The sequence below is a fragment of the Streptomyces sp. NPDC014733 genome (assembly GCF_043083385.1).
GTDB lineage: Bacteria > Actinomycetota > Actinomycetes > Streptomycetales > Streptomycetaceae > Streptomyces.
The window spans coordinates 252,082-271,032 of sequence record NZ_JBIBYO010000001.1; the positions used below are offsets into that span (position 1 = coordinate 252,082).

15 protein-coding genes are annotated in these 18,951 nt (G+C 73.6%); 11 read left to right on the forward strand and 4 right to left on the reverse strand.

Annotation, left to right across the window (positions count from 1 at the left end; genetic code table 11):
- The first annotated feature begins 179 nt into the window (after positions 1-179).
- Positions 180-971 (forward strand): GNAT family N-acetyltransferase, encoded by a 792-nt coding sequence (locus tag ACF1BH_RS01090; RefSeq protein ID WP_391640283.1) that lies wholly within the window; start codon positions 180-182, stop codon positions 969-971.
- Positions 972-1,022: 51 nt separating this feature from the next.
- Here the strand turns inward: ACF1BH_RS01090 and ACF1BH_RS01095 are convergent, their stop codons facing one another.
- On the reverse strand, positions 1,023-1,817 hold the full coding sequence (locus ACF1BH_RS01095; RefSeq protein WP_391640284.1) for a rhomboid-like protein: 795 nt from the start codon (positions 1,815-1,817) through the stop codon (positions 1,023-1,025).
- 195 nt (positions 1,818-2,012) lie between these two features.
- Between ACF1BH_RS01095 and ACF1BH_RS01100 the strand changes: the two genes are divergently transcribed.
- The 9 genes from ACF1BH_RS01100 to ACF1BH_RS01140 all read left to right on the forward strand — a co-directional run bounded on the left by ACF1BH_RS01100 (position 2,013) and on the right by ACF1BH_RS01140 (position 14,194).
- A complete protein-coding gene (locus ACF1BH_RS01100; protein ID WP_391640285.1) occupies positions 2,013-2,759 on the forward strand; it encodes a spermidine synthase in 747 nt (248 codons plus the stop codon).
- A gap of 139 nt (positions 2,760-2,898) precedes the next feature.
- Positions 2,899-3,639 (forward strand): response regulator transcription factor, encoded by a 741-nt coding sequence (locus ACF1BH_RS01105; protein WP_030280798.1) that lies wholly within the window; start codon positions 2,899-2,901, stop codon positions 3,637-3,639.
- Positions 3,636-4,760 carry an ATP-binding protein gene (locus ACF1BH_RS01110; protein ID WP_391640286.1) on the forward strand — a complete coding sequence of 375 codons (1,125 nt, stop codon included), beginning with the start codon at positions 3,636-3,638 and terminating at the stop codon, positions 4,758-4,760. Before ACF1BH_RS01105 ends, ACF1BH_RS01110 begins: the two co-directional genes overlap by 4 nt.
- Positions 4,761-5,019: 259 nt before the next feature.
- Positions 5,020-8,802: a multifunctional oxoglutarate decarboxylase/oxoglutarate dehydrogenase thiamine pyrophosphate-binding subunit/dihydrolipoyllysine-residue succinyltransferase subunit gene (locus ACF1BH_RS01115; protein WP_391640287.1), complete on the forward strand. Its 3,783-nt coding sequence runs from the start codon at positions 5,020-5,022 to the stop codon at positions 8,800-8,802.
- Between the two features lie 164 nt (positions 8,803-8,966).
- Positions 8,967-9,149: a DUF6104 family protein gene (locus ACF1BH_RS01120; protein WP_030280801.1), complete on the forward strand. Its 183-nt coding sequence runs from the start codon at positions 8,967-8,969 to the stop codon at positions 9,147-9,149.
- A gap of 286 nt (positions 9,150-9,435) precedes the next feature.
- Positions 9,436-10,314, forward strand: coding sequence for a DUF4097 domain-containing protein (locus tag ACF1BH_RS01125; RefSeq protein WP_391640288.1), 879 nt, complete (start codon positions 9,436-9,438; stop codon positions 10,312-10,314).
- Positions 10,315-10,316: 2 nt separating this feature from the next.
- Complete coding sequence (locus tag ACF1BH_RS01130; RefSeq protein ID WP_391640289.1) at positions 10,317-11,531, forward strand: helix-turn-helix transcriptional regulator; 1,215 nt, start codon at positions 10,317-10,319, stop codon at positions 11,529-11,531.
- Positions 11,532-12,071: 540 nt separating this feature from the next.
- Positions 12,072-13,193: a hypothetical protein gene (locus ACF1BH_RS01135; RefSeq protein WP_391640290.1), complete on the forward strand. Its 1,122-nt coding sequence runs from the start codon at positions 12,072-12,074 to the stop codon at positions 13,191-13,193.
- Between the two features lie 302 nt (positions 13,194-13,495).
- Complete coding sequence (locus ACF1BH_RS01140; RefSeq protein WP_391640291.1) at positions 13,496-14,194, forward strand: antibiotic biosynthesis monooxygenase family protein; 699 nt, start codon at positions 13,496-13,498, stop codon at positions 14,192-14,194.
- Between the two features lie 58 nt (positions 14,195-14,252).
- On the opposite strand, the gene ACF1BH_RS01145 is transcribed toward ACF1BH_RS01140, so the two are convergent.
- The 3 genes from ACF1BH_RS01145 to ACF1BH_RS01155 all read right to left on the reverse strand — a co-directional run bounded on the left by ACF1BH_RS01145 (position 14,253) and on the right by ACF1BH_RS01155 (position 17,394).
- Positions 14,253-14,909 carry a HutD family protein gene (locus ACF1BH_RS01145; protein WP_391640292.1) on the reverse strand — a complete coding sequence of 219 codons (657 nt, stop codon included), beginning with the start codon at positions 14,907-14,909 and terminating at the stop codon, positions 14,253-14,255.
- A 102-nt stretch (positions 14,910-15,011) separates the two neighbouring features.
- Positions 15,012-15,974 (reverse strand): zinc-binding dehydrogenase, encoded by a 963-nt coding sequence (locus tag ACF1BH_RS01150; RefSeq protein WP_391640293.1) that lies wholly within the window; start codon positions 15,972-15,974, stop codon positions 15,012-15,014.
- A gap of 205 nt (positions 15,975-16,179) precedes the next feature.
- A complete protein-coding gene (locus ACF1BH_RS01155; RefSeq protein WP_391640294.1) occupies positions 16,180-17,394 on the reverse strand; it encodes an NADP-dependent malic enzyme in 1,215 nt (404 codons plus the stop codon).
- 530 nt (positions 17,395-17,924) lie between these two features.
- Here ACF1BH_RS01155 and ACF1BH_RS01160 point away from each other — a divergent pair.
- Complete coding sequence (locus ACF1BH_RS01160) at positions 17,925-18,896, forward strand: ABC transporter substrate-binding protein (RefSeq protein WP_391640295.1); 972 nt, start codon at positions 17,925-17,927, stop codon at positions 18,894-18,896.
- Positions 18,897-18,951 lie beyond the last annotated feature (55 nt).

The following is an 18,951-nucleotide window of genomic DNA, read 5'->3' on the forward strand; positions in this document are numbered from 1 at the left end:
GTTGAGTTGTACCCACTCAATGTCCGGGGCCGGGGAGATGTTCCCCGCTCCGTGTTCGCCGTGAGCGATCAGGGGGTCGCGGTCCGGCACGACGGACGGGCCCCCGGCCTTGCGGAGCGCCACGCCCGCCCGCCGCGGCCTGCCGGAAAACCGTTTGCCACCCCTCGTACCGTCGAACCGTGACGGACATCGACGGCTTGCTCGCGGCCTACGACGAGCGGATGCGGGGCGTCCCCGCGGACCTCCCCCGGGGCGTCACCCGGGAACAGGACGGGCCGCTGACGCGGCTGACCGGACAGTTCCGCGGCTTCGTCAGCGGCCCGCCCGACCTGGGCGTCCACGGCGCCGAGCTGGACGCGCTGATCGCCCGGCAGTGCGCGGTGTTCGCCGCCCGGGGCGAGGCCGTGGAGTGGAAGACCCGCGGCCACGACCTGCCGGCGGACCTCCCGGAGCGGCTGCGGGCCGCCGGGTTCGTGCCCGAGGAGCGGGAGACGGTGCTCATCGGCCGCGCCCGGGAGCTGGCCGGGGACCCGGTGCTCCCCGAGGGCGTCACGCTGCGCCAGGTCACCGACGACGCCGACCTGCGGCGGATCGCGGCCATGGAGACGGCGGTGTGGGGCGAGGACCACGACTGGCTGGCCGACGATCTGATCGCCCGGGTCGCGGCCACCCCGGACGGCATCGCGGTGCTGGTCGCGGAGGCCGGTGACGAGGTGGTCTCGGCGGGCTGGCTGGTGCTGCGGCCCGGCACCGGGTGCGCGAGCCTGTGGGGCGGCTCGACGCTGCCCGCCTGGCGCGGCCGGGGCATCTACCGCGCCCTGGTCGCCGCCCGCGCCATGCTCGCGGTGGCCCACGGCGCGGACCTCCTCCAGGTCGACGCCTCCGACGCCAGCGCCCCGATCCTGCGCCGCCTCGGCTTCCGCGCGGTGACCACGACCACGCCGTACGTGTGGACACCCGGGAGCGGCTGAGCGGCCACCGGGGCGGCGGGCCGCGGCACGGGCGCCCGGCCCGCACCCGGCTCAGCGCCGCCGCGCCCCCGCCACCGGCACGGGACGCCCCGGCACCGGACGCGCCACCGCCGGGCGCGCCACCGGCCGCCGCAGCGCCGGATGCCCCAGGTCGCCGTGGAGCCGCGCCGGGCGCGGACCGGACCGGGCCCGGCGCAGCAGCGGCCAGGCGGTGACGCCGAGGGCGAGGGAGAGCAGATGGCCGGCGGAGCTGAGCGGGTCGGCGAAGGTCAGCAGGTCCGCCGTGGCGTAGCAGGCGGCGCCACCGAGCAGCAGCCACCGCAGCCGCCCCGGCAGCACTCCGGTGAGCGCTCCGGCGCAGGTCATCACGCCGTAGCTGATGCCGTAGTCGAGGCGGTGCGCCGCACCGGGCGGCAGCGCCCCGGTGGCGACGGCGGCGCCCACCGGCAGCTCCGTGGCGAGGGTGGCCAGCACATGGCCGCCGAGGAAGACGGCGAGGGTGCGCGCGGCGCCGACCCGCCGCTCCAGCGCCGCCGGCACCACGACGAAGGCGAGTGCGAAGCCGGAGAGCAGCCCGCCGTCGATCCACAGCGCGCTCGCCACCAGCACCCGCACCGGCGTCGCCGCCAGATGCGCCGCATCCGTGCTGGAGCCCCGCAGCAGCTCCGCCACCCGCGCCGGGTCCGCGTACGCCGCGAAGAGCGACGTCGCCACCAGCAGCAGCGCGTACCAGAAGGTGAACGGCGTGGTCCGGGGCCCGGGCAGCACCCGCCCCGGCCACCGGCGCCACCGCGCCGCGCCGCCGCGCGGGGGCAGCCCGGCCCGCACCTCCGTCACACCGTTCACCGCGCCCCTCCCGCCCCTGTCATCCCGGCCCCCGGTCCGTCCGCCGTACTCAACGCGCGGCGGCGCCCGCCCGTTCACCGCGCGACGCCCCGGCCCGCGTGAGGTACGTCACGGCGCACAACCCCGGGGCGGCCCACGGCGTTGCCCGCCGAATCGGTTGGACCCTCGCCCGCGGGGTTGGCCAGGATGGGCGGCATGACTCCCGCTCCCCCCGACCCGACCTTCCCCACCCCGGCCGGCCCCGTGGACGGCCCGGTCACGCTGGACCGCCGCGAGGGCCCGTACGGCGAGGTGGTGCTGCGCCGACGCGACGGCGCGGACGGCTCCGGCGGCGCGCCGGTCTTCGAGATCATCGCCAACGGCTGCTTCCTGATGGACACCTCCGACGGCCGTTCCGAGCGGCTGCTGATCGATGCCGCGCTGGCCGGCCTGCCGCCGGAGCGAGCGCGCCCGGCCGTGCTGATCGGCGGCCTCGGCGTGGGGTTTTCGCTGGTCAGAGCGGTGGAGGAGGAGCGCTGGGGGCGGATTGCGGTGGTCGAGCGGGAGGCCGCGGTGATCGACTGGCACCGCACGGGACCGCTCTCCGCGCTGACCGGCCGGGCGCTCGCCGACCCGCGTGCCGCGATCGTGCACACCGATCTGGTGGCCCATCTGCGCGACGAGGCGGCCCCCGGCTCGTACGACGCGCTGTGCCTGGACATCGACAACGGGCCGGGCTGGACGGTCACCGACGGCAACGACGGGCTCTACTCCCCCGCCGGGCTCGCGGCCTGCCGCGCGGCGCTGACGGCGGGCGGGGTGCTGGCCGTCTGGTCGGCCCAGCCGTCGCCCGCCTTCGACCAGGCCCTCCGGAATGCCGGTTTCGAGCGCGTTCGCACGGAAGAGGTGCCTGTCGCCCGAGGTGTCCCCGATGTTGTTCACCTCGCGCACAAGGGCGCGTAGCCGACAGTCACACCGTGCGCTTACGCTGCTCCCCTGGATGTGACGCGGCGCGGCGATCCGCGCCCCGCGACGGGCCACCGCGCTGCCGCACGTCCACTCACTACGCGACCAGGCACACGGGGACATGCAGGGGCGGGCGATGGACCAGACTCAAACCAGCCAGGGCGGCACCGCCGCGGCCACGCCGGGCGCCCAGCGCCGGGTACTGGTCGTCGAGGACGACCCGACGATCGTGGACGCCATCGCGACCCGGCTGCGCGCCGAGGGCTTCCAGGTGCAGACGGCGACGGACGGCCCGGCGGCCGTCGACACCGCCGAGGCGTGGCAGCCCGATCTGCTGGTCCTCGACGTGATGCTGCCGGGCTTCGACGGCCTGGAGGTCTGCCGCCGGGTGCAGGCGCAGCGCCCGGTGCCCGTGATGATGCTCACCGCACGCGACGACGAGACCGACATGCTGGTCGGCCTGGGCGTCGGCGCGGACGACTACATGACCAAGCCGTTCTCCATGCGGGAGCTGGCCGCGCGGGTGCACGTCCTGCTGCGCCGGGTGGAGCGGGCGGCGCTCGCCGCGCACACTCCGCGCAGCGGCATCCTGCGCCTGGGCGAGCTGGAGATCGACCACGCCCAGCGCCGGGTGCGGGTGCGCGGCGCCGACGTCCATCTGACGCCGACCGAGTTCGACCTGCTGGTCTGCCTGGCCAACACGCCGCGCGCGGTGCTCTCCCGTGAGCAACTGCTGGCCGAGGTGTGGGACTGGGCCGACGCGTCCGGGACACGCACGGTCGACAGCCACATCAAGGCGCTCCGCCGCAAGATCGGCGCCGAGCGCATCCGTACGGTCCACGGCGTCGGCTACGCCCTGGAGACCCCGCCCGCATGACGCGTGGATGGCGGGCGCGCGGCCGTGCCCTGGCCGGGCGCCTGTGGGAGGGGCTGCGGCCGCTCGACCCCTACCGCTCGGTGAAGGCGGCGCTCGGCGCGCTGGTCGTCTTCTCGGTGATCATCACCACCCTGCTGGTCTTCGTCGCCATCCACTCGGCGACCGAGCTGCGGGTGATCACCATCTTCTCGATCATCGCGTCGCTGCTGATCACCCAGTTCGTGGCGAACAGCCTGACCGCGCCGCTGGACGAGATGACGGACGTGACGCGGTCGATGGCGCAGGGCGACTACACCCGCCGGGTGCGCGCGGAGCGGCGTGACGAGTTCGGCGACCTGGCCAGCGCCTTCAACCGCATGGCGGCCGACCTGGAGGCGGTGGACACCCACCGCAAGGAGCTGGTGGCCAACGTCTCGCACGAGCTGCGGACGCCCATCGCGGCGCTGCGCGCGGTGCTGGAGAACGTCGTCGACGGCGTCTCCGAGCCCGATCCGGAGACGATGCGGACCGCGCTGAAGCAGACCGAGCGGCTGGGCCGGCTCGTCGAGCACCTGCTGGACCTCTCCCGCCTGGACAACGGCGTCGTGCCGCTGCACTCCCGCCGCTTCGAGGTGTGGCCGTACCTGTCCGGGGTGCTGAAGGAGGCCAACATGAGCCGCGGCGCCTCCACCCTCGCCGGAACGGCCGGATCCGGCACCCACACCCGTACGGACGTCCATCTCCACCTGGACGTCTCACCGCCGGAGCTGACCGCGTACGCGGACGCCGAGCGGCTGCACCAGGTCGTCGCCAACCTCATCGACAACGCGATCAAGCACAGTCCGCGTCATGGCCGGGTCACCGTGCACGCCCGGCGGGGCGAGGGCCCGCAGAGCCTGGAGCTGGACGTACAGGACGAGGGCCCGGGCATCCCGGAGGCGGAGCGCTACCGCGTCTTCGAACGGTTCAACCGCGGCGGGCCCGCGCCCTCCGGCCCGGGGACCGACGGCGGTACGGGGCTGGGCCTGGCCATCGCGCGCTGGGCGGTGGATCTGCACGGGGGACGCATCGGCGTGGCCGAATCCGATCGCGGCTGCCGCATCCGGGTCACTCTTCCGGGGACGGAGTCCGGCCGGAGCTGACGGCCCGTGGCGTAGGGTCGATGCCGGAAGCACACGAACGGCGGTGCACCGCCCCGATCAGGGGGGTGTACCCGGGGCGAGTCGTACCCGCGAGCGGGCGAACCCCGTGTGTTTCCCGCCAAGTCATGCCGCGAAACCCGTCGGCGAATGTGACGTGCGCTACCTGTACCCCTCCCGGACTGCACCAAAGGTCACAACAGGCGTAGCCTTTATTTCCGCTGTCCACCACCTTAGGAAGCGGAAGAGGGCGGTTGCCGCCGTGTCGCCACAGTCCCCCAACAGCTCGAACATCTCGACCGACCAGGACGGGCAGGGCAAGTCCCCTGCTGCCGCGTTCGGTGCGAATGAGTGGCTCGTTGACGAGATCTACCAGCAGTACCTCCAGGACCCGAACTCGGTAGACCGAGCCTGGTGGGACTTCTTCGCCGACTACAAGCCCGGCGCCACTGCCGCCCCGGGCCAGTCGGCCGAGGCCCCCGCCCCCGTACCGCCCACCCAGGAGACGCCCGTGGCCACCCCGGCGCCCGCCCAGCCCGCGGCCCCGGCCGCCCCGGCGCAGCCCGCCGCGACCGCCCCGGCCCCCGCCAAGGCGGCCCCGGCGCCCGCGAAGGCCGCGCCCGCGAAGCCGGCCGCCGCCGCGAAGCCCGCCGCCGCCACGGACGGCGAGGCTCCGGCCGGCCCCGAGCTGGTGACGCTGCGCGGCCCGTCGGCCGCCGTCGCGAAGAACATGAACGCCTCCCTGGAGCTGCCGACGGCCACGTCCGTCCGCGCGGTCCCGGTGAAGCTGCTGTTCGACAACCGCATCGTCATCAACAACCACCTCAAGCGCGCCCGGGGCGGGAAGGTCTCCTTCACCCACCTCATCGGGTACGCGATGGTGCAGGCCCTCAAGGCCATGCCGTCGATGAACTACTCCTTCCAGGAGAAGGACGGCAAGCCGACGCTGGTCAAGCCCGAGCACGTCAACCTCGGCCTCGCCATCGACCTGGTGAAGCCGAACGGCGACCGCCAGCTCGTCGTCGCCGCCATCAAGAAGGCCGAGACGCTCACCTTCTTCGAGTTCTGGCAGGCGTACGAGGACATCGTCCGCCGCGCCCGCAACAACAAGCTGACGATGGAGGACTTCACCGGAGTCACCGCGTCGCTGACGAACCCGGGCGGCATCGGCACCGTCCACTCCGTGCCGCGTCTGATGCCCGGCCAGGGCCTGATCATCGGCGTCGGCGCCATGGACTACCCCGCCGAGTTCCAGGGCACCTCGCAGGATGCCCTGAACAAGATGGGCATCTCCAAGGTCATGACGCTGACCAGCACCTATGACCACCGCGTGATCCAGGGCGCCGCCTCCGGCGAGTTCCTGCGGATCATGAGCCAGCTGCTGCTCGGCGAGAACGACTTCTTCGACGACATCTTCAAGTCGCTGCGGATCCCCTACGAGCCGGTCCGCTGGCTGCGTGACATCGACGTCTCCCACGACGACGACGTCACCAAGGCCGCCCGGGTCTTCGACCTGATCCACTCCTACCGGGTCCGCGGCCACGTCATGGCCGACACCGACCCGCTGGAGTACCACCAGCGCAAGCACCCCGACCTCGACATCATCGAGCACGGCCTCACCCTGTGGGACCTGGAGCGCGAGTTCGCGGTCGGCGGCTTCTCCGGCAAGTCGATGATGAAGCTGCGCGACATCCTCGGCGTGCTGCGCGACTCGTACTGCCGCACCACCGGCATCGAGTACATGCACATCCAGGACCCCAAGCAGCGCAAGTGGATCCAGGACCGGGTCGAGCGTCCGCACAACTCGCCCGAGCGTGAGGAGCAGCTGCGCATCCTGCGCCGGCTGAACTCCGCCGAGGCGTTCGAGACGTTCCTGCAGACCAAGTACGTCGGCCAGAAGCGCTTCTCGCTGGAGGGCGGCGAGTCCGTCATCCCGCTGCTGGACGCGGTCATCGACTCGGCCGCCGAGTCGCGTCTGGACGAGGTCGTCATCGGCATGGCCCACCGCGGCCGCCTCAACGTCCTCGCCAACATCGTCGGCAAGTCCTACGCGCAGCTCTTCCGGGAGTTCGAGGGCAACCTCGACCCGAAGTCGATGCACGGCTCCGGCGACGTGAAGTACCACCTGGGCCAGGAAGGTGTCTTCACCGGCCTGGACGGCGAGCAGATCAAGGTCACCCTCGCGGCGAACCCGTCCCACCTGGAGACGGTCGACCCGGTCATCGAGGGCATCTCCCGCGCCAAGCAGGACATCATCAACAAGGGCGGCACGGACTTCACGGTCCTGCCGGTCACCCTCCACGGTGACGCCGCCTTCGCCGGTCAGGGCGTCGTCGCCGAGACGCTCAACATGTCGCAGCTGCGCGGCTACCGCACGGGCGGCACGGTCCACATCGTCATCAACAACCAGGTCGGCTTCACCGCCGCCCCGGAGTCGTCGCGTTCGTCGATGTACGCGACCGACGTGGCCCGCATGATCGAGGCGCCGATCTTCCACGTGAACGGCGACGACCCCGAGGCCGTCGTCCGCGCGGGCCGGCTGGCCTTCGAGTTCCGGCAGGCGTTCAACAAGGACGTCGTCATCGACCTCATCTGCTACCGCCGCCGCGGTCACAACGAGACCGACAACCCGGCGTTCACGCAGCCGCTGATGTACGACCTGATCGACAAGAAGCGTTCGGTGCGCAAGCTCTACACCGAGTCGCTCATCGGTCGCGGCGACATCACGCTGGAGGAGGCGGAGCAGGCGCTCCAGGACTTCCAGGGTCAGCTGGAGAAGGTCTTCGCCGAGGTCCGCGAGGCCGTTTCGGCCCCGGCCGCGGCCGAGGTGCCGGACCCGCAGGCGGAGTTCCCGGTGGCGGTCAAGACCGCGATCTCCCAGGAGGTCGTCAAGCGCATCGCCGAGTCGCAGGTCAACATCCCCGACCGGGTCACCGTCCACCCGCGTCTGCTGCCGCAGCTGCAGCGCCGCGCGTCGATGATCGAGGACGGCACGATCGACTGGGGCATGGGCGAGACCCTCGCCATCGGCTCCCTGCTGCTGGAGGGCACCCCGGTCCGCCTGTCGGGCCAGGACAGCCGCCGTGGCACCTTCGGTCAGCGCCACGCGGTGCTGATCGACCGGGAGACCGGCGAGGACTACACCCCGCTGCTCTACCTCTCGGACGACCAGGCGCGCTACAACGTCTACGACTCGCTGCTCTCGGAGTACGCGGTCATGGGCTTCGAGTACGGCTACTCCCTGGCCCGCCCCGAGGCGCTGGTCATGTGGGAGGCGCAGTTCGGTGACTTCGTCAACGGCGCGCAGACCGTCGTCGACGAGTACATCACCGCCGCCGAGCAGAAGTGGGGCCAGACCTCCGGCGTCACGCTGCTGCTGCCGCACGGCTACGAGGGCCAGGGCCCGGACCACTCCTCGGCCCGGATCGAGCGCTTCCTCCAGCTGTGCGCGCAGAACAACATGACGGTCGCCATGCCGACGCTGCCGTCGAACTACTTCCACCTGCTGCGCTGGCAGGTCCACAACCCGCACCACAAGCCGCTGGTCGTCTTCACCCCGAAGTCGATGCTGCGTCTGAAGGCCGCGGCGTCGAAGGCGGAGGAGTTCACCACCGGCGGTTTCCGTCCGGTGATCGGCGACGAGAAGGCCGACCCGCAGAAGGTCCGCAAGGTGCTGCTCTGCTCCGGCAAGGTCTACTACGACCTGGCCGCCGAGCGGGACAAGCGCGGTGCCGACGATGTCGCGATCATCCGTCTGGAGCGGCTGTACCCGCTGCCCGGCAAGGAGATCCAGGCCGAGATCGCCAAGTACCCGAACGCCGGCAAGTACCTGTGGGTGCAGGAGGAGCCGGCCAACCAGGGTGCGTGGCCGTTCATCGCGCTCAACCTCATCGACCACCTGGACCTGGCGGTCGGTGCCGACATCCCGCACGGTGAGCGTCTGCGCCGCATCTCGCGGCCGCACTCCTCGTCGCCCGCGGTCGGTTCCGCCAAGCGTCACCAGGCGGAGCAGGCCCAGCTGATCGCCGAGGCGTTCGACGCGTGAGTCGCCCGCCCCGGTGACCCGGGACACCGGAGGGCCCGTCCCCGTATGGGGGCGGGCCCTCCGCCGTGTCCGGCCGCGCCCGCGGAGGCGGGCGGCGGCGCGGCCCCCTGTCCGGCCTGCCTATCCTGGCCGGGAACGTCCTACTGACCCCTGGTGGAGAGCCCGTGTATTTCACTGACCGCGGCATCGAAGAGCTGGAGAGCCGACGCGGCGAGGAGGAGGTCACCCTCGGCTGGGTGGCCGATCAGCTGCGTACGTTCGTCGATCTGAACCCGGACTTCGAGGTGCCGGTGGAGCGGCTGGCGACCTGGCTGGCGCGGCTGGACGACGAGGACGACGACGAGTAGTCGCAGCTGGCGCGCGCCCGGCGGGGCGACGGAACCGGGGCCGGCGGCCGGGGGGCATCCCTCGGCCGCCGGCCCCGTCGCATGCGCGTGCGACATCTCCCTTGACTTCGCCGGAGCGCGATATATCGTGTGTGCCGAAGACGCGATATGTTGCGTTGCGTTTCCATCAGCCAACCGGGGGGTCGGCATGTCCAGCAGCGAGTCGAGTTTCGGTACGTCGAGTTCTTCCGCATCCGGGTCCGGGACACCGGAGCCGGACGCGGCACGGTCGCCCTTTCCGCTCCGCGTGGCGGAGCCGCGCACCCTGGAGATCGACGAGCCCGTCCGGGGCCTGGAGATCCGGGTCTGCGGCGGCGCGGTCAACGTGGTGGGGTCGGCCGAGGAGGGGCCGGCCCGGGTGGAGATCGGGGAGGTCAGCGGCCATCCGCTGACCCTCTCCCTCCAGGACGGCACCCTCTCCGTCGGTTACGACAACCCGCCGTGGAAGGGCCCCTGGAAGAGCCTGTTCGCCTTCCTCCGGGGCAAGGGGTGGCGCGACCACCGCGCGGAGGTGTCGGTGACCGTCCCGTCCGCCACCCGCGTCGACGTCGGCTCGGTCGGCGCCTCGGCGGTCGTGACGGGCGTCGCCGGCCCCACCCGGGTCCACACCGTCTCGGGTGACAGCACGCTCGTCGGGCTGACCGGCGAGGTGCACGCGGAGACCGTCTCGGGCCGGGTCGAGGCGCAGGGCGTCACCGGCGGTCTGCGGTTCCACTCCGTCTCGGGTGATCTGACGGTGCTGGACGGCGGCGCGGCCACGGTGCGGGCGGACTCCGTCAGCGGTGACATGGTCCTCGACCTCGATCCGTCGGACCGCGGCGCGGACATCCAGCTGACCAGCGTCTCCGGCGAGGTGGCGATCCGGCTGCCGGAGCCGGCCGACACCCGGGTGGAGGCGGGCACCACCAGCGGCACGCTCGCCAACGCCTTCGACACCCTGCGGGTCGGCGGCGGCTGGGGCGCGAAGAACCTCAGCGGCACGCTCGGCTCGGGGGCGGGCCGGCTGAAGGCCACCACCGTCTCCGGCGGTCTCGCGCTGCTGCGCCGGCCGGTCTTCGAGACCGCGGGCGGCAGCCACCCGGGCGACGGCCCTGACGCCCCGTCCCCAGAGAAGAAGGTGCTCTGACCATGCCTCCCGTCTTCGCCCACGGCCGTCTGCGCCTCTACCTCCTCAAGCTCCTCGACGAGAGTCCGCGCCACGGCTACGAGGTCATCCGCCTGCTGGAGGAGCGCTTCCAGGGGCTGTACGCACCGTCGGCCGGTACCGTCTACCCGCGGCTGGCCAAGCTGGAGGCCGAGGGCCTGGTCACCCACACCACCGAGGGCGGCCGCAAGGTCTACTCCCTCACCGACGAGGGCCGTGCCGAGCTGGCCGGGCGCGGCGGCGAACTGGCCGAGCTGGAGCTGGAGATACGTGACTCGGTGGCCGCGCTGGCCTCCGACATCCGGGCGGATGTGAGCGGTTCGGCCAGCGACCTGCGCCGCGAGATACGCGAGGCCGCCCAGCAGGCGCGGGCACAGGGCCGCCCGGACGCCGACGGCGGGGGTCCGGAGCCTGCCGCCGAGGGCGCGTTCGGCGACCACGACGCGTGGCGGCAGGCGAAGGAGGAGTTCCGCCGCGCCAAGGAGGAGTGGAAGGAGCAGGCGCGCCGGGCGAAGGACGAGCGCCGCCGTGCCGAGCAGGAGGCCCGCCGCGCCCGCGAACAGGCCCGCGCGGCCCAGGCGTTCGCACGCGAAGAGGTGCAGCAGGCGCTCCGGCGGGTCCAGGAGCAGGCACAGGAGCGGGTCCGCTCCGGCGACTGGGCGGGCGCGGTCCGCGAGGCCCTCTCCGAGGTCTCCCGCGAGGTCGGCCGCTTCACGGGCGGGCCGCACACCGACGACCACACGGGGCGGGAAGGCGCCTCGCGCCCGCCGGAGGACGACGTCCGCCCGCGCGGGGAGCGCCCGCACGGGGAGCATGTGTCCGGCGCCGGCGCGCCCGGTGCCCGTACCTCCGACGAGCGTGGGCACGACGGGCACGCGGCAGGTTCCGGGCCGGGCCGCGCGGCGGCCGACGAGGTCGCCGCGGGCCGGGCGGGGCCGGGTGCGGACCGCGCGGCGTCCGGGCGGGTGCGGGCCGGGGAGCCGCCGCTGCCGGAATGGGCGGAGGAACCGCCGGGTCCCGATCCGGCCCGCGACTTCGACCGCCTGCTGGACCGCTTCCGCGACGACCTCCGGGACGCCGCCCGGGACCACGGCATCGGCCCGGAGCAGGTACGCCGGGCCCGGCACCGCCTCGCGGAGACCGCCACCGAAATCGGCGGCCTGCTGCGGGAGCCGACGGAGCGGGGGCCGGAGAAGTAGGAGCGGAGGGACAGCGGGGGGGGGGCGGGGCGGGCGCGACGGGAGGCGGAGAAGCGGGAAGCATGGGTGCGCCGGGCGCCGGGAGGAAGGGGCGGCCGGGCGGCGGGAGTGCGGTGCCGCGTGAGAGCGCCGTCCCTCCCCCAGCGTCACCGTCACGCCCTCTCCCGGTGCTTCGCCGCCCGCTCCGCCCCTCGCTTCCCCTCCGCCCCCCTCATCACGGAGAGTTAGTCATCGCGGCCAGGATTTACGGCACGTAATCGGGGAACGTCATCTGTCGCACGGTTTTTCGTCCGGTGGCGGTGCGGGCTCCCGGATCGGCGTCCGGGCGGCGGCCGTGTGCGGAGCGGGGCGCACCGTGCATCCCGCCGTCCGTGCGGAGCGCGAGTTCCGTACGGCATCCGCCGCCCCGTACCGGCACACACGGTCCGCGGACGCGCCTGAGGCGTGGACCCCTGGCTCTCGCGGCGCGCCAACGGCCGTTCCCACTCTGCCCGCTCGCATCTCCGCACCCACGCATCGTGAAGGCCATGAGGTACAGCGATGTCGGACTACCTTTCGGTCGCCCGCCGAATGTGGCAGCAGCTCGAACCGCTGCACGCCACCGCCTACTCCGCCCCCGAGGCCCAGCGGGTCGCGGCGGGTCTCGGTTACGACACCACGTCGTGGCGCCCCGGCTACTTCGCCTGGCGCACGGCTCCCTTGGGGGCCGTGGGTCCGGAGCTGGTGACGGCGACGTACTACACCTTCGCGCCGCGGCTGGTCGCCCAGTTCGTACCGCGGGTCTGGGCGACGGCCCGGCCGGCCGCGGTGCTGGAGGCGCGGCTGCGCGCCGTCGACCGCGCGCTCCGCCGACTGCTGGGCGACCGGTTGGCCGGCCCGGAGGTGGCCGAGGCCGCCCGGCTGGCGCGCCGCGCCGCGGAGAACGCCCACGCCGTGGCGCGTCCGCTCGCCGCCGCCAACCGTGATCTGCCGTGGCCCAAGCCGCCGCATCTGGTGCTGTGGCAGGCCGCGGCGGTGCTCCGCGAGCATCGCGGTGACGGCCATCTCGCGACCCTGCTGACCTGGGGGTTGGACCCGTGCGAGGCGCTGGTGTCGCATGCCGCGGCGGGCGGCGGGCCGGGCCGTCACGGTTGGGCCGCCCCGGCGTCCGCCGCCGCCCGCGGGTGGAGCGCCCAGGAGTGGGGCGACGCCCACGAGCGGCTCGCGGCGCGCGGCTGGATCGCGCCGGACGGCGGCGCCACCGCGTCGGGGCTCCAGGAGCGGGAGGCGGTCGAGCGGATGACGGACCAGTTGGCGGCCGGTCCCTGGCGGGCGCTCGGCCGGGCGGGCGCGGAACGTCTGCATCTGCTGCTGCGCCCGTTGAACCACGCCCTGCGCGCGGCCGGCGCCCGGCCGCCGGAGGCGGGGACGGGGTCCGTACTACCGTGCTCCCGGCGGGAGGTGACGCCGGATCGCAATGGTGTGCGGGCCCCGGGCGCCGCGGATCCCGTGCGCGCCACGATGGCCGCGCCGCGCACGGGGGCGCCGCGGTTCTCCGGGTTGCCGCCGTCGCCTCCGTCGCCTCCGTCCCCGCCGTCCTCGGCACCGCCTCCGTCGGACCGGTCGGCCGATCCGTCCGCCCCGGCGGTGGCCGCGCTCGCGGCCCACGGCCGCACGCCGTAGCGGCACGGAGCCCGGCCCTGGGGCACGAGCCCGACGCCCGGCGCCGGGGCGGAGCCCGACCCTGGGGCGGAGCCCGGCGCGCACGCCCCGCACCGTACGCCGCCCCGGGCCCGGCGCCTCGCCCGTCCCGGGCCGGGCCCGGGGCCCGCGCCCGTACGCCACCACCCACGCCCGCGGAAGATCCGCCCCCGCCACCCAACCCCCTTGACCTCAACCACGCTTGAGGAAGCAGACTCCGAGCGGGCCGACGGGCTGCGCCACGCGCCCGTCCCCTCGTACCGCCATGACGAACGGAGCATGCGATGACCAGGACTTTCGCCTTTCCCGAGGTGCGGCGTGCCGATGCCGCAACGGTGCTGATCAGCAGGTGGATCGTGCCGGACCCGGCGGATCAGGTCGCGGCGGCCGATGCCGTCCTCGACGCCTGGGAGGCACAGGAACGGCCCGACGCGATGCTGTCGCTCACGGTGTTCCTCAGCCTCGACGGCACGGAGGTGCTGCACCATGCGCAGTGGACGAGCGACGAGGCGCACCGGGAGTGGGCGCGGACGCACCGGCCCGCGGCGCTCGCGCCCGTCGACGAGGCGATCCCCGGCATCCGGCGGCCCGGGCTCGTGCGCTACCGGCTCGACCGCAGCCACGTACCGGACCGGGCGCCGGGCCGCCCGCCGGGGCTGCTGGTCACACCGGTCTTCGCCACGACGGGGCCGGCGGCCCGGCGGGCACTGACCGACACCGTGCTCGACGCGCTGGCCGAGGCACGGGTGCCGGGGCTGCTCGGCGCGCATCTGCTCCGGAGTCAGGACGGTTCCCGGGTGCTCAACCACGCGGAGTGGGCGGATCTCGCGGCGTGGCAGGCGTTCGCCGACAGCCCGGTGCCGGCGCGGATCGCGGCGCGGATCGCGGCACTGGACGGCGTCACCCCGGACTCCGGCGGTCCGGACGGCGTCCGCCACTACCGCCTGCACGGCAGCCTGGTCAACGTGGCGCCGCCGGCCTGACCAGGCGCCGGGACGCGCCCCGGAAGGCCGCCCCGGTGCGGCGCCCGCCCCGGCCCCGTCAGCGCTCTCCGTCCCCCGCGCCCTCCCCCACCAGCGTGATCACCGCGGCGACCCCGTCCGTACGGAGCCGCGCGGCCGCCCCGCCGGGCAGCAGCACCGCGTCGTAGCACCCGAGTCCGGCCGTCGCGCCGCCCGAGGTCACGACCGCGCCGCCCGGAACCGCCGCCGAACCGCCCGGCGCGCCGGGCCCGTCCCCCATACCGTCCGGCAGGGCCACCACCATCGTGCGGCCGGGCGCGGCCGCCAGGTCGCATCCGCCCCGGACGACCCTGACGTCGGCGCCCGCCCGGCCCTCCCGTGTCATGACGTTGAGGTTGACGACCGGGCCGGACACCAGGCGGGAGTCGGTGGCGGCGGCGCCGGGGAAGGCGAAGGGGGTGTGGCGGGGCAGCGGCGGGTGGGCGGTGCCGTCGACGGTCAGGTGGAGTCCGGCGCCGTCGGCGACGGTGAGGATGCGGCGGATGCCGGGCAGCGGGGAGTACGGGCCGTCGCGGGTGACGTCGGCCAGGCTGATCCGCCAGTCGAAGGCGTCCCACCCCGCGCCGTCGGGGTGGGCGGCGATCTCGCGCGTCACCCCGCCGCCGTTGCTCCACGGCGCCGCGACCCGCTCCGCCGCCCGCAACACCCGCATCTCCTCGCCCATGTGCCCCCTCATCTCACCTCGCCAGGACGCCGGACCGGCCACCCGCCGGAACGTCAGGACGACCGTCAGGCCGCCGGAACGTCGGGACCGCCGGCCCGCCGGCCCGCCGGCCCGTCAGACCGTCAGGACGACCTTGCCGAACAGGTCGCCCTCCGCCATCTTCGCGAAGCCCTCGCGCGCCCGGTCCAGCGGCAGGGTGGAGTCGATGACGGGGCGGACGCCCTTGGCGGCGCAGAAGCTCAGCAGCGACGCCAGCTCCTCCTTGCTGCCCATCGTCGAGCCGACGACCTTCAGCTCCAGGAAGAAGATCCGGTTGAGTTCGGTGCGCTCGGGATGGAAACCACTGGTGGCACCCGAGATGACGAGGGTGCCGCCGGGACGCAGCGACTTGACCGAATGCGCCCAGGTGGCGGCGCCGACCGTCTCGATGACCGCGTCCACCCGGCGCGGCAGCCGCTCCCCGCTGCCGAACGCCGCCTCCGCGCCCAGCTCCACGGCGCGGCGCCGCTTGGCCTCGTCCCGGCTGGTGGCGAAGACCCGCAGCCCGGCGGCGGCGCCCAGCACGATCGCGGCGGTCGCCACGCCGCCGCCCGCACCCTGGACGAGCACGCTGTCGCCGGGCCGCACCCCGGCGTTGGTGAAGAGCATCCGGTACGCGGTGAGCCAGGCGGTGGGCAGGCAGGCGGCCTCCTCGTAGGTCAGCTCCTTCGGCTTGGGCAGGACGTTCCAGCTGGGGACGGTGACCTGCTCGGCGAAGGTGCCCTGGTAGCGCTCGGTGAGGATGGAGCGGGGCTCACCGGGGCCGACGCCGTGGCCGGTCTGGCCGATGACGGAGTGCAGGACGACGTCGTTGCCGTCGGCGTCCGTCCCGGCGGCGTCGCAGCCGAGGATCATCGGCAGCGCGTCCTCGGTGATGCCGACCCCGCGCAGCGTCCACAGATCGTGGTGGTTGAGGGAGGCGGCCTTGACGTTCACGGTGGTCCAGCCGGGGCGGCTCTCCGGTGCGGGGCGTTCGCCCAGTTCGAGGCCGTTGAGCGGCTGGTCGCGGTCGATGCGCGCGGCGTAGGCAGCAAACATGAGGCCAACCTAGGCCGCGGAGGCCCGTCACGGTACGGGGCGGAGCTGTGACGCGCGCCGCGTGCGCGGACGGAGCGGCGGCGGACACGGGACGGCGGCCGGGGCCGGCCGTCACCGCCCGGACGCCCGACGGGCCGGGCCCGCACCCCCGGAGGAGGCGCGGGCCCGGCCCGTCGGCACATGCGGCGCGGCGCCGCGGCAGGCGTCAGGCGCGTGCCACGCCCTCGGCCCGCGCGGCGGCGGCGACCGCGGCGGTGACCGCCGGGGCGACCCGCTCGTCGAACGGCGAGGGGATCACGCACTCGGCGCTCAGCTCGTCGGCGACGACGGAGGCCAGCGCCTCGGCGGCGGCGAGCTTCATGCCCTCGGTGATGCGCGAGGCCCGCACCTGCATCGCGCCGGCGAAGATGCCCGGGAAGGCCAGCACGTTGTTGATCTGGTTCGGGTAGTCGCTGCGGCCGGTGGCGACGACGGCCGCGTACTTGTGGGCGACGTCCGGGTGGATCTCCGGGTTCGGGTTGGCCATCGCGAAGACCAGGGAGTTCTTCGCCATGGTGGCCACCGCGGACTCGGGGACCGTACCGCCGGAGACACCGATGAAGACGTCCGCGCCGTCGAGGGCGTCCTCCAGCGAGCCGGTCAGCCCGCCCTTGTTGGTGAAGCCGGCCAGCTCGCGCTTGACCTCGGTGAGGTCGCCGCGGTCGGCGGAGACGATGCCCTTGCGGTCGCAGACCGCGACATCGCCGATGCCCGCCTCGATGAGGATCTTGGCGATGGCCACACCGGCGGCGCCCGCGCCCGAGATGACGGCGCGCAGCTGGCCCAGCGTCCGGTCGGTCAGCTTGGCGGCGTTGCGCAGCGCCGCGAGCGTGACGACGGCGGTGCCGTGCTGGTCGTCGTGGAAGACCGGGATGTCCAGCCGCTCCTGGAGCTTCCGCTCGATCTCGAAGCACCGGGGCGCGGAGATGTCCTCCAGGTTGACGCCGCCGAAGGAGGGCGCCAGCCGGACGACGGTCTCGATGATCTCGTCGGCGTCGGTGGTCGCCAGTGCGAGCGGCACCGCGTCCACGCCGCCGAACTGCTTGAAGAGGATGGCCTTGCCCTCCATCACCGGGAGGGACGCCTCCGGGCCGATGTCACCCAGGCCCAGCACCGCGGTGCCGTCCGTGACGACCGCGACGACCTGGGACTTCCAGGTGTAGTCGTGCACCAGCTCGGGCCGCTCGGCGATGGCGCTGCAGACCTTGGCGACGCCCGGCGTGTACGCGAGGGACAGGTCGTCCCGGTCACGGACGGGGACGGTCGCCTGAATGGCCATCTTGCCGCCACGGTGCAGGGCGAAGGCCGGGTCGAAGGAGGCGCCGACGCCGTCGGCACCCTCGGTGCTGTCGCTGCGAGGATTGACGATCTCCGCTGCCACTTTGTTGAACCCCTTTGTTCGTAAAATGTTGAGGGTGGCCACCCCCGGTTGGGAGGTGGGCGGGCACCGCGTCCGTTCCCTGCGCGCCGGATGCCCGGTGCGCGGGGGGAGGTACGGACGCCGGGCGCGCCGCACACGCGCCCTGAGCCCCGGATGAGGGGTGTAACGCCCCTTTCTACCGGACGGGCATGGCGGGCGACGAGCCAGATCCGTCACCCCGCCCCCGGCATATCCAGCAAGCGGGAGCAACGGGACAAATCCCCGGAAGGGTTAGGGGTGGTCGTCCACATGCCGAGACATCCGCCCGGGCGGGCCGGCGCGCGCCGCAGCCGTCGACCCCGGTCACCGCACGGCGGTGGAGCGGACCGAGCTGAACGCCCCTCGTCCGTTATCCGATTTTGACCTGAACGGCAGTCCGATTACCGGATCGCTGATGGCAGGATTCCGTCCATCGATCGAGGTCGGGGGGCACAACCCTCCCCTGCCCGGCCGTGGCCCGCCGGCTTTTCCCCACCCGCAGGAGGATCAGCATGACCGCACGTCCCACCCGTCGCACGGCCTCCGGCAGGTCTCGGACAGCCGTTGCCGGGGCGACCGCGGTAGCTGCCGCGCTGCTGCTGACGTCCTGCGGGGACCAGACCGACGCGGCCATCGCCCGCCGGGAGGCGGTGAAGAATCGTGACACCAGCGCCCCGCTCTTCAAGCTGCTCCCCAAGGACATCCAGGAGAAGGCGCTCGTCCAGGTCGGCTCGGACATCACGTACAAGCCGGTGGAGTTCCGCCGCGACGGCGCGATCGAGGGCATCGACCCCGATCTGGCGGCCGTGCTCAGCAAGGAGCTGGGCGTCAAGCTGAACTTCAACAACGCCACCTTCGACACGCTCATGGGTGGCATGAAGTCCAAGCGGTACGACATCGCGATGTCCGCGATGACGGACACCAAGGAGCGCCAGCAGGGCATCGACTCCGGCACCGGCAAGAAGATCGGTGAGGGCGTCGACTTCATCGACTACCTCAACGTCGGCGTCTCGATCTACACCCAGAAGGGCAAGACCCAGGGCATCGACGGCTGGGACGCCCTGTGCGGCAAGAAGATCGCGGTGCAGCGCGGCACCGTCTCGCACGATCTGGCCAAGGACCAGTCGAAGAAGTGCGAGAAGAACGGCGAGCAGCCGATCGCCATGGAGGCGTTCGACAACGACTCCGAGGCCCAGACCCGGCTGCGCACCGGCGGTGTGGACGCGGTCTCCAGCGACTACCCGGTCGCCGCGTACGCCGTGAAGACCTCCGGCCACGGCAACGACTTCCAGATGGTCGGCGGCGCGCCCGTGAAGGCCGCGCCGTACGGCATCGCCGTGCCCAAGGGCAGCGAGAAGCTGCGCGACGCGCTCAAGGCGGCGCTGGAGCGCGCCATCAAGTCCGGCGCCTACGCCAAGGTCCTCGACAAGTGGGACGTCAAGGAAGCGGCGGTCGGGGAGGCGAAGCTCAACGGCGGTTCCTGACCGCCGCGGCGCCCGCCTCCGCGCCCTCCCGCCGATCCGCTGAACCTCCGAAAGG